The organism is Legionella brunensis (assembly GCF_001467025.1).
GTDB lineage: Bacteria > Pseudomonadota > Gammaproteobacteria > Legionellales > Legionellaceae > Tatlockia > Tatlockia brunensis.
In genome coordinates, this window is sequence record NZ_LNXV01000033.1 from 79,166 (window position 1) to 94,563 (window position 15,398).

Sequence of the window (15,398 nt, forward strand, 5' to 3'; positions counted from 1 at the left end):
AAGACTAACCATCGAGGCTTATCAAGTAACTCAGGATCATATTCGGCCAATTCATTAAGGATTGCTTTTGCAGAGTCTATAGGATTAGACTCATCAATAGGTGCAATATCGATCACATGCAATAATACGCAAGTTCGAGACAAGTGCTTTAAAAATCGATGACCGAGCCCCGCTCCTTCAGCAGCCCCCTCAATAAGACCTGGAATATCCGCCATTACAAAGCTTTTATGCGAAGCAACACTCACTACCCCCAAGGCAGGGTGCAGAGTTGTAAATGGATAATCTGCCACTTTGGGTTTGGCACTGGATACAGCTCGAATCAGTGTCGATTTACCCGCATTGGGAAGCCCAAGCAGCCCGACATCAGCTAAAACTCGCAACTCCAATCGTAAGTGACGCGCTTCACCAAGAGTGCCTTGCGTAGTTTGACGTGGGGCACGATTGACGCTGCTTTTATAACGTGTGTTCCCCAAGCCATGAAAACCACCTTGGGCTACAAGCAAACGCTCTCCAGCTTCATTGATGTCACCTAAAAGTTCTCCTGTATCAATATCAAAAACCATTGTGCCAACAGGAACCAAAATGACCAAATCTTCACCTTTTTTACCGGTGCAATTTCCTCCCATCCCTGATTGGCCATTCTGGGCTTTGTAATGACGCTGGTAACGGAAATCAACTAATGTGTTTAGATCAGAACTTGCTTCCAAAAACACACTACCCCCATCTCCACCGTCCCCCCCATCAGGGCCACCACGTGGAACAAATTTCTCCCGGCGGAAACTTAGGCAACCATGACCGCCATTACCCGCTTCCACTTTAATTACAGCCTCATCGACGAATTTCATGATTCATCACCTAAAAAAAAGCCCCGAATTCGGGGCTCGCTAACATCATATGTTAATTTACTGAGCCATCTCATTAAAAATTAAATTTATAATTTATTTGCAAACCAAAGAATTTCCGCATTTGCAATGCATAATTCTGGAGATTCAGCTTATATTGTGGCCTCGCGGGCTTGCCGCGAGGATTCGAAATGTCGAATAAATTTCTAATAGAGAGGCGGGACGTTATTTATTGTTGTTCTTGAACAGCATTAATCATAACGTATTTACGATTCTTCGCACCTTTGACAGAAAACTGAACCACCCCGGCAACTAATGCGTACAATGTATGATCGCGGCCACAGCCTACGTTTTCACCAGCGTGAAAACGGGTTCCACGTTGACGGACAATAATTTCACCAGCATTAACCACCTGGCCACCATAACGCTTCACACCAAGATACTTGGGATTCGAGTCGCGGCCGTTACGAGTACTACCACCTGCTTTCTTATGAGCCATTTCTTTCTCCCCTATTACTTACTAATCGCAGTAATTTTTACTTGCGTATAATATTGTCGGTGCCCCATTTGTTTCATATGGTGCTTACGACGACGGAATTTAATAATTTTTACTTTCTTGTGACGTGCATGAGCTAATACTTCTGCTTTGACAACAGCATTCTTAACTAATGGCGCACCACAAGTAAATTTTTCACCGTCGGCAATCATAAGAACTTCAGAGAAACTTACTTCATTACCAACATCAGCGGGCAGCAATTCTAATTTAAGGATATCACCTTCTTTTACGCGGTATTGCTTACCGCCCGTCTTAATCACAGCATACATAGCTATTCTCCAACGTGCCTAAACGGCTTTCACAAATTCAATAAAGTGCCATATTCTATGAGATAACTGCAGCGACTTCAAGTTGATTTTAAATTATACTTTAGTGTTTTTACTCATTGGATCCTTTGCCTGAAGATTTCTCAGTAAAACATATCTTGACCCGACGCAATTTTTAGGGGGAAAAGCAACGGTATAAAATAAGCATTTTGAAGTTTCTTGGGTATATTATATACTATGCCGCCCTTTCCTGCTTTTTAGGTGTTTATCCTGGTCGCGGGCTAAACAAGGGTTTTATTAATTATGGAGACTACAGATGTCAACAATTGTTTTAGAAGCTGAATCAAGAAAAGACATAGGGAAAGGTGCGAGCCGCCGCTTACGTCGTCTTGAAAATAAAGTACCAGCAGTACTCTATGGTGGCGACAAAGCGCCTAAGTCCATTCATTTACTGCACAACAAAGTAATCAAAGCCTTGGAAAGTGAAAGTATTTATTCAAGCGTTTTCGATTTAAATATAGATGGTAAAGTGGAACATGTGATTCTCAAAGATTTGCAGCGCCACCCTTACAAACCAGTTATTTTACACATGGATTTGCAACGCGTTTCTGCAAAAGATGTCTTAGTGAAAAGTATCCCTATTCATTTCATCAATGAGCAAGCATCAAAAGGCGTTAAAGCAGGCGGTATCATTACTCACACTATGACTCAAGTTGAAGTACGATGCCAGGTTAAAAATCTTCCTGAGTTTATTGAAGTAGATATGACCACTGTTGGCCTAGATGATGTTGTTCACTTGTCTAACTTGAAACTACCAAAAGGCGTTCAATTAGCAACTCCTGTTGATAGTAGCCATGATTTGCCAGTAGTCAGTATCCATGCTCCTAAAGTTGCTGCTGTTGAAGAAGAAACCTCTTCTGTTTCTGCCCCAGCTCCTGCTGAGGAAGAGGGTCCGGCACAATCAGAGTAATTCCCAAAGGCGGGGACTCCCGCCTTTTTTAATGTTTGAAACCTGTTCCAGCCAAAGCTAACACTATTTTATAGAACACCATCATGGCAATTAAACTTATTATAGGGCTGCGTAACCCTGGTTCTGCCTATGAGCATACAAGACATAATGCCGGTAGCTGGTTTGTTGAAGCCTTAACTCTTCGCCACAGCGCATCATTTAAAGTTGAAAAAAAACTCCATGGCGAGTTAGCAAGTTTTACAATTAAAGATTATCCTTGTAAAACGATGCTGCCATTAACTTTTATGAATCATAGCGGCTTACCTACGCGAGAGGCATGTCAATTTTATCGCATTGAAGCTCATGAAATTTTAGTCGTTCATGATGAGCTCGATTTACCCGCAGGCCGCATTAAAATTAAAACAGGGGGAGGCCATGGAGGCCATAATGGCTTACGTGACATCATTACTAATTTAGGTAGTGCAGATTTTCATCGTTTAAGAATTGGTATTGGTCATCCTGGTCACAAAGATTTAGTATTCAATTATGTATTGGGAAAACCTTCTCAACAAGATCGTCAATTAATATTTGATGCTATAGATAGGGGTATTGCCATTATACCAATTGCACTCACAGGCAATATTGCGGCAGCAATGAATTTATTACATAGTTAAGATTACAATTGAGGTAAATCATGGGATTTAAATGTGGAATTGTGGGCTTGCCCAATGTTGGAAAATCAACCTTATTTAATGCCTTAACCAAGGCAGGAATTGAAGCCTCCAATTACCCCTTCTGTACCATAGAACCTAACATAGGTATCGTGACAGTTCCAGATCCAAGGTTGGATGCTCTAGCCGAGGTAGTAAAACCACAACAAACTATTCCCACTACCATGCAATTCGTTGATATCGCGGGTTTAGTAAAAGGTGCCTCTACCGGGGAAGGTTTAGGAAATCAATTTTTAGCAAATATTCGTGAAACTGATGCGATTGCACATGTGGTCCGTTGTTTTGAAAATACCGATATCATCCATGTTGAAGGTAAGGTTGATCCTTTAAGTGACATTGAGATTATCAATACTGAATTAGCATTAGCTGATATGGAAACCATCGAAAAAGCCTTACTTAAGGCTGGCAAAAATAGCAAAAGCGGCAATAAGGAAGCTATTTTTGAGAAACAAACCCTTGAAAAAATAAAAACTCATTTGGATGAAGGCAAGCCTGTCAGAACCTTAAGCCTTACTGGCGAAGAAACCGCTATTGCTCGTCGCTTGTTTTTACTTACCGCCAAACCTGTTCTCTATATTGCGAATGTTGATGACAATGGCTATGACAATAATCCTCTTTTAGCACAAGTTATTAAACTTGCTGCCGAAGAAAAGGCAAGTGTTGTTGCCTTGTGCGCAGCGACTGAAGCCGAACTCATGGATTTAGAGGAAGAAGAACGTAAAGAATTCATGGCCGACTTAGGGCTTGAAGAGCCTGGCTTAAATCGCGTTATTCGCGCAGGCTATGAATTGTTAGGCTTACAAACCTATTTCACCGCTGGCGTTAAAGAAGTTCGTGCCTGGACTATTCTTAAAGGAGCAACAGCCCCACAAGCTGCCGGTGTTATTCATACTGACTTTGAGAAAGGATTTATTCGTGCAGAAGTCATTGCTTATGAAGCATTTATTGCTCATCGTGGGGAACAAGGGGCGAAAGAGGCAGGAAAACTACGATTAGAAGGCAAAGATTACGTTGTTTGTGATGGCGACGTTATGCATTTTCGCTTTAATGTTTAACTGTTTGATAAGGTATTCCCACGGTCTTTACCGCGGGATCCATGATGCCGTACTATTATATGCCCTCGGTCATTCGCAGGATGCGACGAGGGAAAGATAGGGACTCATTAATCTTGGAAGTAGAATCTATAGTTTAGACTACTCTCTTCTATTTCCACATTCACCAAGATTAATTAGGTAGTTATCAATCTATATCTATGTAAACTTGACATTATTTCAAGCCCCCCTTAGCATGCATAAATTCTATATCAGAGGATAAGTAATGACGGTTGCCCGTTTACGAACATTGGTTAATGCTGATTTTGAAGCAGTAAACGCTTTAATTATTGACAAAATTCAATCTCAAATCGGATTAATTGATGATTTGGCACATCATATTGTGGAAAGCGGCGGCAAACGCTTACGTCCTCTTTTAGTACTTTTGGCAAGTCATGCCTGCGGTTATAAAGGAAAAGATCATATTGCTCTTGCAGCAATGATTGAATTTTTTCATACAGCAACATTATTACATGATGACGTTGTTGATGAGTCAACTTTGCGACGTGGACGAGAAACAGCGAATGAAATCTGGGGAAGCAAAGCAAGTATTTTAGTAGGCGATTATCTCTTTACGCAATCAGTGCAACTGATGGTAAATGTTAATAATTTCCCCATCCTGCGTTTATTGGCAAATACTTCTCATGAAATAAGTTGTGGTGAAGTGAAGCAACTAGTTAATCGCCATAATTTTGAATTGTCTATCGAGGAATACCTTGATGTAATTCGAGCTAAAACCGCCCTACTATTTGCAGCTTCTGCAGCAATAGGCGCTCATTTAAGCAATGCAGGGGAGCAGATTGAAAAAGGCTTATACAGTTATGGTCTTCATTTAGGGAATGCATTCCAACTCATCGATGATGCATTGGACTATTGTTCCGATGCTAAAACAATTGGTAAAAACATAGGTGATGATTTAGCAGATGGCAAAGCAACGCTTCCTTTGCTCCACGCCCTAAACAAGGGAACCCCACTGCAGCAACAGATTATAAAAGACAGTATCAAAAAAGGTAGTTTGCAAAATTTAGCAGCTATTCTGGCAGCTATTGAAGAAACAGACGCTATAGAATTTACCCGCAACTATGCGGCACTTGAGGTCGATCGTGCTTTATCCGCTTTGCAAAGTCTGCCAGATTCCGCCTATAAAAAGGCACTTGAAGAACTCGCCCAATTTGCCATTCAGCGAGATCATTAATCGGAGTGTAGCTCAGCCTGGTAGAGCACTGCCTTCGGGAGGCAGGGGTCGCAGGTTCAATTCCTGTCACTCCGACCAATAAAATCAGGGATTTACTGAACTTTTAACTCCTGATTTTAATTTATAAAGAGCATATAAAATGTTGCTTTCCCTAATCTGGCACAGCACATGACCAAAGCCATTCTTACAAATCACCATCAATACTCCTAACTTCGCAATTGTCATTAATTTCTTACTTGGGCTTTTATCTTTTGCTATTATGGATTTGTATATTGAATAATATCTTTTAGGAAAATTTATAAAAGACTCCGAAGCAAGAACTGTAGATACTTGCTGGAAACATTTCGACAAATCATACAGGGAATAACATGATATACCATCATATTATGGTGGCTGTTGATAGAAGCAACGCTTCAAATTTAGCATTGCTAGAAGCCATTCGCTTAACTAAAGACCAGCAAGCTAAGTTACGGATTATTTATGTAATTGAGGAAGCCATTGTTAAGACTACTGATGGACGTGTTGACTTTGATACGCTTTGGAATGCTTACAAAGAAGAAGAGCAAGATATTTTAAAGATAATCAACGAACAAGTAAAAAAATCAAGCGTTGATTTTGAGACCTACTTAGTGGAACTTAAGCATTCTAAAACGAGTCTTGCAAAAAAAATCGCAGCAGAAGCCCATTTGTGGCCAGCAGATATAATGGTGCTTGGAACACATGGACGTCACGGAGTTAATCGTTTCCGTTTTGGGAGTGTAGCAGAGAGTGTGGTGCGAATTGCAACTATGCCTGTACTCTTAATTCGAGAACAATAATTGCCGTCCTTTTTGGACAAAATCGATGCCTCTGGAACATATCAACCAAAACCAATTTTTAATTACTAATTTAGTTTTTATTCTAGTAGATAAATTGCTTTATTATCCCAGGTTTAGTAATTGCTTGGTTCTGGGAGAAGCCTCAGCATAATACTTAAGGGCCATATGACAAATATCAATGACTACATTCAGAGTATCATAATCTAGTTCATGGGATTGCTTAGTACTTGAGGGTAGCAACTGTCTCCAGTACAACATTTTATCTTGAATAATATCTATCGTTATTTCTTTATCTGACAATTTTAAAATTAACTCATCCATGTTCTGAACAAAAAGATCATACTGGTTATCTTTAAAATAATTTCTGAAAAACCGGTGATCACGCTCATCTTTATAAGCATGTATATGAGCCAAAATTGACAATAGCATGGGCTCAAGCTTGTCATATTTCGGCATTTTACCGAGCTTACTATACCATTCATGAATTCTAGAATATCGCTCATTTTCTATTTTTAAGTCTTTCTTCATAATAGAAACAACTTCGTCTAAAGACTGTTGGCCATGAGCTATAGCTACTATATCTCTAGACAAGATAAATGCATTGATTGGAATTTTCTCTACCCGATAATTTTCGAAAAGATACCTATCTCCTGGCTCAACTATCAGCGCCCCATCTTGTTTCATAAATTCCATTATACTTTTGAATCTAGACAAATTGACTCCACCACTTATAGCTTCTACAAGAATTATCTTAAATTGAGAAAACGAATGATTTACACTTTCAAGGTCAGCTTTACTAACCTCTTCTAACTTTTTTGCTATATCAGGTTTTTTTTCGGGGTCTAAGTCGATCGATACCCACCTTGAATCAGGATGACTTTCACACGTTTTACCACAAGCAATTACTAAATATTCACGTGGCTGCTGAACTTCATAAGGAGCTTCCATAGTTTCATCCAACAGTTGTTCAAAGTATAAACAAATATTAGCAGAACCTTCTTTTGAATAAAAGGTTTATGCTTTTCACCCCATCAAATATCCCCTTAAACTTTATCTGTACCGCAGTTTTCTAAAAACAAACATAAGTCGAAGTTTTAATCCCTAACACTCCGACCATTTTGCTAAATTTTACGGGGAATCAGCCTCATGCTAATAGGGAGCATCATTAGCATTTTAGTAAGATCCCTCATGCCTCAGACTTAAGCCTGTTTCTTCTGTAACTTCATCTTTTGAATTCTCAACAGCAAAAAAACCGCTTTTTCCATAATTTTGGCTCATAACTTTTTGCCATTCCAAGGCTTCTTTCTCAGAAACTAGCGGATTTTGATGACCTTCATGACCATAAAATTTCTTAAACTTCATGTTCTCTCTTAGCTGAGTCAAAGCAGGAAGTAGTTCAAAAACTAATTTTATAACCATCGGCGCTATTAACTGCTGCCTATAGTCAGTCTTGGCTGCTCCCTGATGCAAGCTATCATATAAGGGATCCCCATGCTCAAGGTAGTTTCTAAATGATCTTAAATCACTGTAGTTAATTGTAAGAAAAGCACAGTTTCTTGCTTCCGGATAGCCGCGAATAGTCTCTAAATGCTGCAATAACTGGCCTGCATTATATTCTATAGCATCATTTAATTCGTAATCCACTCCAAGTCTTTTGACGAGAGATGGACCTCCGTTATAGAGATGGTATTTATCCCACTCTTCCATGGTTTTATAAGATGACTCAGGAACTATGTAGTCTTTTTCTTCTAAAAATTCTTTAATATTAATTAAAGCTTCCATTGCAGCCTCAACACGCTTCAATGGGGAAAGCATATGTATCAGTTCCATAGACTGGTTCAAATCCTCTGCAAGTAATCGCAGCTCCTCTAATCCTTTAAATCTTGATTTTCTCTCTTGCTCTCTTCTTTGACTGGCAGCATGTGCCTCCATTCTCTTGCGATTTCTTTCCTCTTCTGTAGATGAGGGTTTGCTAGTAGCCATTTTCATAATGTTTGCCAGCGCTTTATGCTTCTCATTCCCTAATTTATCTTTGGGTAAATATTTGAACACTGCACCTTGTTCTAATTTATTAACCCTCTTAGACCCGCTGAAGATTTTATGACAATCCTCTATTACCTCTATAGGGGCACTGCATTGCTCCAACGCTTTAATAAAGATGATTTCATCTTCTTTACTAACCCTACGCTCAGGTTCTGGGACTGTCTTGCAGCCCTTCTTCTCTTCCTCTTCCACTAATTGGTCAGAATTGATTTCCGTTTTCAAAATACTTTGCCAAAAACTTTGTGGATCCTCACTGTAGCTACCAAGTTTTTTCTCACGCAGTATTAAAAGTTTGACCAATCTTTCCCAAAAATCACTTAATTCTTTACCGGTAATCTTCTCTAATTTTGCTTTATTAGCTAATAATTGATCAATTTTGTATTTTTTATTGCCTTCATCTTGATGTGTGATTCCATCTCTTAAACTAATAAATGCTCGCCAATCAATGGTTTCATCAAGATCTAATAAAAAGCGCGAAAAATTTTTTCCGGTAATAAGCTCCCCGATAGATTGCAACATACGAAGAGCTGCATGCCTTCCCATTTTCGTAGACAAGTCAAAGCGATTTTTATAACGCTCGGCAGATGTTTTGAAGCCTCCCAGAAGTCCAGGGATTTGAAGCTTTGTGGTGTCAACTGGCGGCTTAATTTTTCCAGTATAATTTACTAAATTGATTAATTTAATAAAATTATCCATATCATTGACGTAGCCAGTTATTGCCTTGATATGAGTTAGAGTGACAGGCTTAACAGCAGCATTATTATTACTAGGTTTTAAGTGTTCTCTGCATATTTGAGTGAAAAACTCTTTCAATAGAGTAAAATCTTTTTGAATAATATCCTGTAATGCTTCTTCAATAATTGCCTGTCGCTCTCCACCTTCCCTTAAAAATAATTCAGCCGTAGAAATTATAACGCTCATGTTTTCTCGCGAAAACTCGCGCTGCATATCAAGAAAGGGTAACACCACGAGACGGTCTGCAGAAGGATCTATTACCAGCCCCCCAAGCTGATCGAAATTTATCCAAGTAAATGGGGCTGGTCCAAACAATTTACTATATTTAATGCGCGTATCTGAAGACAAATTCTGTATTGTAAGGCACATTTTTTCTATTAGTTTACGGCACATTGAGACATGTGTGGTTTTAATAATCTCAGCCTGGACTGGACTAATAGTTTTCGGTAAGGCTTTAAATCTGTGATTAATATCCTGAGATTTTTGCAAAAAAGTAATAATTTTGAGGATATATATCATTCTATTAAAGTCAAATTCACCATTGCGGATGTCATCAGAGATGCTTTTTCTGTCTGGTAATTTTTGGGGGTTCTCAAACTCGCTGACTAGCTCTTGCTTTTGATTTAAAAACTCTTTGTCATAATATTGCTCCAATATTTGAGCCTCACGCGTAAAGTTTTCATTTAATAATTCGTGAGCTTGGGGATCTTGTGCATTGAAAGGAATTAACGCTATAAATAAGTCGACATTGCAGTTATAAGCAGCATAATACAGAGGTGTAAAACCATTGCTTGATTGAACAGTATTGACGTCAATAGGAAGAGAGCTTTTGCTTCTAACCAAGATTTTGATTAGCCTTAGCATCGCTTTATCTCCTGCTTCACAATGTTTACAAGCGAGTAGCAAAGCTTCATTAAAATTTCCCTCTTGGATGCAATGCAGAATTTTCTTACCCTCTTTAATGAGGTTTTTTTCAATTAAGGGTAGAATTTCGGCTATTAATTTTTTAGTAGCATCATTTGCAGGCATTTTTATTGTTCCTATTAATTGTAAAAAGATGACTTAGCCAACGGGTATGAATTTTTCAAAAGCGCGGATTCTAACACTCGATTATTAATAGAGCCTTAAGGTTAAACTATGAACAAAAATAATTTTTGGATGAGATAAAATAGAGTCTTTGAGAGAAGACTGAAGCTTAATTAGCCTATTTTTAATGGGATAAAAACCATAGCTTTATATCCCGTATTAGCGGCTAATACGGGAAAAAGATGACCATGCAGAGGGCTAAACCTTATTTTCTGATAATCTCTAAGCCTCTCATATAAGGCTTTAAGGCATCGGGAATGTGAATATTTCCTTCTCTATCTTGATAATTTTCCAAGATGGCTACCAAAGTCCTGCCTACAGCAAGACCCGAACCGTTTAAAGTATGAACTAACTCAATTTCCCTTGTTTCTGGGTGTCGATAGCGTGCTTTCATGCGTCTAGCCTGAAAAGCTTCCATGTTTGAACAAGAAGAGATCTCTCGATAAGTGTTTTGACTAGGTAGCCATACCTCAAGATCGTAGGTCTTAGCAGATCCTGCTCCCATGTCACCAGTACAAAGTGTAACAACTCGATAAGGTAAATTGAGGCGCTGCAAAATAACCTCAGCATGCTTTGTTAATTGCTCTAATGCATCATAGGAAGACTTAGGATTGGTAATCCAGACAAGCTCAACTTTTTCAAATTGATGCTGTCTTATCATCCCTTTAGTATCTTTTCCATAAGAGCCGGCTTCGCTACGAAAACAGGGAGAATGACAAACATAGCGTATTGGCAACGACTCAAGATCTAAAATAGTGTCACGCACAGTATTGGTGACTGGAATTTCAGCAGTCGATGTCAAATAATAGTTTTCATCGCCCTTTAATTTGAATAAATCAGCTTCAAACTTGGGTAATTGTCCAGTTCCTAGCAAGCTATCAGCATTTACAATGTATGGCACATAAATTTCTTGATAGCCATGCTCTTCTGTATGGATATCCAACATAAACTGAATAAGTGCACGATGAAGTCTAGCAATTTGAGCTTTCATCACTACAAAACGACTACCAGTAATCTTTGCAGCCAAGGCAAAATCCATTTGATTAAGGGCTTCACCCAATTCATCATGGGATTGAACCGTGAAATCAAAAGTAGGTACAGTTCCCCAACGACGTACTTCACGATTATCGTGCTCATCTTTGCCGTCTGGTACGGATGAATGAGGTAAATTAGGTAGACTAATAATAATTTCTTCTAATTGTTGTAAAATTTTTTCGAGTTCTAATTTTTTATTATCAAGCTCTTGTCCAAGTTGATTAACCTCCTGTCGCATCGCCTCAATATCTTCACCACGAGATTTTGCTTGGCCAATAGCCTTTGAGCGCAGGTTACGCTCGTTTTGAAGAGCTTGAGTGGCTACTTGCAATGTTTTTCTGCGCTCCTCAAGCACGGTAAACGCATTCACATCAAAACGAAAACCACGTTTTAATAATTGTTCAGCCACTTGCTGAGGATTATCACGCAATAACTGAGGATCTAACATAACCCACCCTTATTTTTGAACACATTTAAAAGAAAATCAAAATTATGCAGATGATAATTAAATCAAATCAGCGGACCAACACAACATCCTGCCTGTATTTATTTTATGAGAAAGTAATTCAATCATCTTATCAACTTTCTCTTTTTCATCAAAAAACTCAAGGATCATCGGTAGATCAAAATGAAAATCGAGTATGGTTGCACCTCGCTCCTTACCGCTTGGTCCATATCCCTTAACACCACGAAATATTGTTGCCCCTAAGATTTTTTGCTCATGCAGCAATGCATAAATTTCTTTAATTAAAGGACTATCTTCACTAAGATAAATGCGCACCACTTTGACTTGTGTCATACCAGATTTCCTATCAAACGACCACAATGAATTCCAAGAAAAGCCATCACTAAAGCACCAATATTGTTAAAGATAATATTAGCTAGTGCTGCAAATGAATCCCCATTTTGATAAAGCATCCATGTTTCCCAGGAAAAACTTGAGAAAGTGGTATAAGCCCCCAAGAACCCGACAACAAGAAATAATCGCCAATATTCTGCTTGCGCTAGGCGCTCCATAATTAGAATCATTATGAAGCCAGCTAAAAAGGAACCGATACAATTGACCACCAAAGTTCCATACGGATAGCTAGAGCCCAAAAGCCTCTGCAACAACCCCACTGTAACAAAACGAGCAGCAGCGCCTATAGCTCCACCACAGGCTACAGCAAGCAAAGGGGTCAACATGATTATCGGACAATTCCTCTTGCTGATTGGTTTAACGCATCAATCATAGGTAGCACTTCAGGGCAATCTTTTTGCATTACTTCGAGTTCAGCGACTGCTTGCTGCACGGTTAATCCCTTACGGAAAATAATTTTGTAAGCGCGGCGCAAATTATCTATTGTTCCTGACGAAAAGCCACGACGTCTTAGGCCTACAGTATTAATTCCGCACGCAGAAGTTGTATGTCCCGCAATCATTACATAGGGCAATACATCTTTACTGACATACGTGGCTCGTGCAATAAATGCATAAGCACCAACGTGGCAGAATTGATGGACAGCAGCGTAAGGACCAATAATGGCATAATCATTAATTGTTACATGCCCAGACAATGCAGCATGATTAACCATAATTGTATTATTACCAATCATACAATCATGGCCTATATGAGAATAAGCCATTAGATAGTTCTCATTACCAACCCGGGTAACGCCCCCCCCTTTTACGGTACCACGACTAATCATGCAATATTCACGAATGATATTGTTATCACCTATTTCCAATCTTGTAGGCTCACCTTTATAGGTAATATCCTGCGGCTCATCCCCCACAGAGGCAAATTGAAAAATTTTATTATTTTTTCCTATGACCGTGGGACCTTGGATTACCACATAAGGTCCAATCCAAGTGCCTTCGCCAATCTCTACGTCGGCGCCAATTATACTACCTGCACCTACGGAAACCCCTTTTGCTAATTTAGCTGAAGGGTGAATTATTGCTCGTTCATCTATCACTTTTTAACTTCCTTCGCTGCACTCATTAGATCTGCAGAGCAGGCAAGTTTGTCGCCGACAAAAGCCTCTCCACGTATGCGCCAAAAATCTCTTTTTTGCCCCATTAACTTAACTTCCAGACGTAATTGATCACCAGGCGTTACTACTTGCTTAAATTTGACATTATCAATACCTGCAAAGAAGTATAAAAACTCATACCCTTCTCTTGGTGTTCTTGATAAATTAGATAGGATTGCTCCTGCCTGTGCCAGAGCCTCAAGCATTAACACTCCAGGCATAATTGGATTCCCAGGAAAATGCCCAATAAAAAATGGCTCGTTAATTGTCACATTTTTAATACCAATTAAATACTCCAGCACTTTATATTCCATTACCCTATCTATAAGGATAAATGGATAACGATGTGGTAATAAGTCGAGTATTTTGGCTATGTTAATGACTTCACTCATGCATATCTCTCACTAATTCTTCTTTTATTTATTCCCAAACTTCTTATCTAGGTCGCTTCTTTTTCTAATTTAATCAATCGAGTGATGTAATCATCAAGACGACGAAAACGTGCTGCGTTGCGACGCCACTGCCTATGTTCACATACCATCGTCCCTGAGGAATACACTCCAGCTTTTGTTAGGGATTTATTGACTGTAGACATCCCAGTGATCACAACATCATTCGCCAGAGATATATGTGGTGCCAGACAGCTAGCCCCTCCAATGATACAATGAGAACCAATCTCTACGTAAGCACCAAGAACAGCACAACCAGCAATAGCTGAATTTTCACCAATGATAACATCATGTGCAATCATGACCAAATTATCGATATGGACACCCTTGCCAATGAAGGTATCACCCAATGCACCTTTGGTAATTATTGTATTTGCTCCCAGATGAACCTGATCACCAATAAGTACCCCTCCTACAGCGGGGCCACAAAACCATCTACCTTGTTTTTTAATACTATTAAATGGTGTCGCCCCAATCACAACGCCGCTATCCACAATGACTGCAGCACCAAGTCTGCTTCCCGCATGCAAATAAACCCCATTATGAATGGTAGAATGCGAACCGATACTAACATCCGACTCAAGCACGCAATTTGCACCCACGCTAACGTTATCACCAAGTATAACGTCATTACCAATCACTGTATTTTCCCCAATCACAACATCGCATCCAAGTTTTACTGAAGCAGATAGGGTTGCAGTAGGGTGGATACTTGAATAGCGCTTAGTTATTGGAGTAAACAACTCTGCGACCCTGCTTATGCTTAAAAGCGGATTAGCTACAACAATGGCATTTCCTGGACAATAATGAAGATGATTTTCTGCCAGCAATATTCCTCCAGCCTGTATTGTCTTTAATGACTCTAACAGAATGGGATTATTAAAATAAGAAAGCTCGGTCTTGTGGGCACGACTTAAAGAGGCAACACCCTGGATGGTTTGTTTGGCATCGCCATACAAAACCCCATCCAGTTGTTGTGCCAGAGTGGCAAGAGTATATACATTAGTCACAAAGATTAGTTAATTTCTTTTATGACACTTTCAGTAATATCTAGTTTAGAAATGCTGAAAGGAGTTGCATCTTTTTGTAAAATAAGATCATATTTATCTGTTTCAGCAACTTTGTTGATAGCTTTACGGATTTTGCTGTAGAGCTCTTCCATTGCTTCATTATGTGCAGTGCTCAACTCTTGCTGATACTGTTGTCCTTCTCTTTCAAACGTTTGTTGAGTAGCAATTATTTTTTTCTCCATCTCTTTTTTCTGAGTTTGGCTCATAACTGCACTTTCACGTTTGAACTTTTCCATATCTTTTTTCAAATTTTCTTCCATCGCAACTAATTTATCACGACGAGGTTTGAAATCTTTTTCCAATTTTTGTTGGATTGCCTTCATTTGGCTGGAGGTTTGCATGATTTTTTGCAAATCTACTACACCAATTTTTGCTGAATCCGCAAATGCATTAGCACCAGTAAAAGCGAATGCCAAAGCAATTAAAAATCCACTCACACGCTTCATTATTGATCTCCTCATTAAAAGTTCCCAGATGCTAGCATAATTCGACGTAGGTTGCGATAACTGTGCGCAAG

17 protein-coding genes and 1 tRNA gene are annotated in these 15,398 nt (G+C 39.2%); 6 read left to right on the plus strand and 12 right to left on the minus strand.

Annotated features, from left to right (window positions below; all coding sequences use genetic code 11):
• The 3 genes from cgtA to rplU all read right to left on the minus strand — a co-directional run.
• On the minus strand, positions 1-845 hold an 845-nt coding region (cgtA, locus tag Lbru_RS11665; RefSeq protein WP_058442665.1), incomplete at its 3' end, for an Obg family GTPase CgtA.
• A 226-nt stretch (positions 846-1,071) separates the two neighbouring features.
• Positions 1,072-1,341: a 50S ribosomal protein L27 gene (gene rpmA / locus Lbru_RS11670; protein WP_058442315.1), complete on the minus strand. Its 270-nt coding sequence runs from the start codon at positions 1,339-1,341 to the stop codon at positions 1,072-1,074.
• Between the two features lie 14 nt (positions 1,342-1,355).
• Positions 1,356-1,667 (minus strand): 50S ribosomal protein L21, encoded by a 312-nt coding sequence (gene rplU / locus Lbru_RS11675; RefSeq protein WP_058442316.1) that lies wholly within the window; start codon positions 1,665-1,667, stop codon positions 1,356-1,358.
• A gap of 313 nt (positions 1,668-1,980) precedes the next feature.
• Here rplU and Lbru_RS11680 point away from each other — a divergent pair, with 313 nt between their 5' ends.
• The 6 genes from Lbru_RS11680 (at position 1,981) to Lbru_RS11705 (ending at position 6,448) form a co-directional block, all read left to right on the plus strand.
• The gene (locus Lbru_RS11680; protein ID WP_058442317.1) at positions 1,981-2,634 is read left to right on the plus strand and encodes a 50S ribosomal protein L25/general stress protein Ctc; all 654 of its coding nucleotides are present in this window, start codon (positions 1,981-1,983) and stop codon (positions 2,632-2,634) included.
• An 83-nt stretch (positions 2,635-2,717) separates the two neighbouring features.
• Positions 2,718-3,287, plus strand: a complete 570-nt coding sequence (pth, locus tag Lbru_RS11685; RefSeq protein ID WP_058442318.1) for an aminoacyl-tRNA hydrolase — start codon at positions 2,718-2,720, stop codon at positions 3,285-3,287.
• Positions 3,288-3,307: 20 nt separating this feature from the next.
• On the plus strand, positions 3,308-4,399 hold the full coding sequence (ychF, locus tag Lbru_RS11690; RefSeq protein ID WP_058442319.1) for a redox-regulated ATPase YchF: 1,092 nt from the start codon (positions 3,308-3,310) through the stop codon (positions 4,397-4,399).
• Between the two features lie 262 nt (positions 4,400-4,661).
• Positions 4,662-5,630 (plus strand): polyprenyl synthetase family protein, encoded by a 969-nt coding sequence (locus Lbru_RS11695; protein WP_058442320.1) that lies wholly within the window; start codon positions 4,662-4,664, stop codon positions 5,628-5,630.
• A 1-nt stretch (position 5,631) separates the two neighbouring features.
• A tRNA-Pro gene (locus Lbru_RS11700) sits at positions 5,632-5,708 on the plus strand.
• Between the two features lie 290 nt (positions 5,709-5,998).
• Positions 5,999-6,448, plus strand: coding sequence for a universal stress protein (locus Lbru_RS11705; RefSeq protein ID WP_058442321.1), 450 nt, complete (start codon positions 5,999-6,001; stop codon positions 6,446-6,448).
• 102 nt (positions 6,449-6,550) lie between these two features.
• Here the strand turns inward: Lbru_RS11705 and Lbru_RS11710 are convergent, their stop codons facing one another.
• The 9 genes from Lbru_RS11710 to Lbru_RS11750 form a co-directional block, all read right to left on the minus strand.
• Entirely contained in the window at positions 6,551-7,396 is an 846-nt protein-coding gene (locus tag Lbru_RS11710) for a hypothetical protein (protein WP_058442322.1), read from the minus strand.
• A 225-nt stretch (positions 7,397-7,621) separates the two neighbouring features.
• The gene (locus Lbru_RS11715) at positions 7,622-10,255 is read right to left on the minus strand and encodes an ankyrin repeat domain-containing protein (RefSeq protein WP_058442323.1); all 2,634 of its coding nucleotides are present in this window, start codon (positions 10,253-10,255) and stop codon (positions 7,622-7,624) included.
• A 262-nt stretch (positions 10,256-10,517) separates the two neighbouring features.
• Positions 10,518-11,795, minus strand: a complete 1,278-nt coding sequence (gene serS, locus Lbru_RS11720) for a serine--tRNA ligase (RefSeq protein WP_058442324.1) — start codon at positions 11,793-11,795, stop codon at positions 10,518-10,520.
• Between the two features lie 57 nt (positions 11,796-11,852).
• Complete coding sequence (locus tag Lbru_RS11725) at positions 11,853-12,146, minus strand: DUF190 domain-containing protein (protein WP_058442325.1); 294 nt, start codon at positions 12,144-12,146, stop codon at positions 11,853-11,855.
• Entirely contained in the window at positions 12,143-12,532 is a 390-nt protein-coding gene (gene crcB, locus Lbru_RS11730; RefSeq protein ID WP_065235464.1) for a fluoride efflux transporter CrcB, read from the minus strand. Before crcB ends, Lbru_RS11725 begins: the two co-directional genes overlap by 4 nt.
• Positions 12,533-12,534: 2 nt before the next feature.
• Positions 12,535-13,305 carry an acyl-ACP--UDP-N-acetylglucosamine O-acyltransferase gene (lpxA, locus tag Lbru_RS11735; protein WP_058442327.1) on the minus strand — a complete coding sequence of 257 codons (771 nt, stop codon included), beginning with the start codon at positions 13,303-13,305 and terminating at the stop codon, positions 12,535-12,537.
• On the minus strand, positions 13,302-13,754 hold the full coding sequence (gene fabZ / locus Lbru_RS11740) for a 3-hydroxyacyl-ACP dehydratase FabZ (protein ID WP_058442328.1): 453 nt from the start codon (positions 13,752-13,754) through the stop codon (positions 13,302-13,304). The genes lpxA and fabZ overlap by 4 nt, the downstream gene beginning before the upstream one ends.
• A 47-nt stretch (positions 13,755-13,801) precedes the next feature.
• Positions 13,802-14,821, minus strand: coding sequence for a UDP-3-O-(3-hydroxymyristoyl)glucosamine N-acyltransferase (lpxD, locus tag Lbru_RS11745; RefSeq protein ID WP_058442329.1), 1,020 nt, complete (start codon positions 14,819-14,821; stop codon positions 13,802-13,804).
• Between the two features lie 5 nt (positions 14,822-14,826).
• Complete coding sequence (locus Lbru_RS11750) at positions 14,827-15,327, minus strand: OmpH/Skp family outer membrane protein (protein ID WP_058442330.1); 501 nt, start codon at positions 15,325-15,327, stop codon at positions 14,827-14,829.
• Between the last annotated feature and the right edge of the window lie 71 nt (positions 15,328-15,398).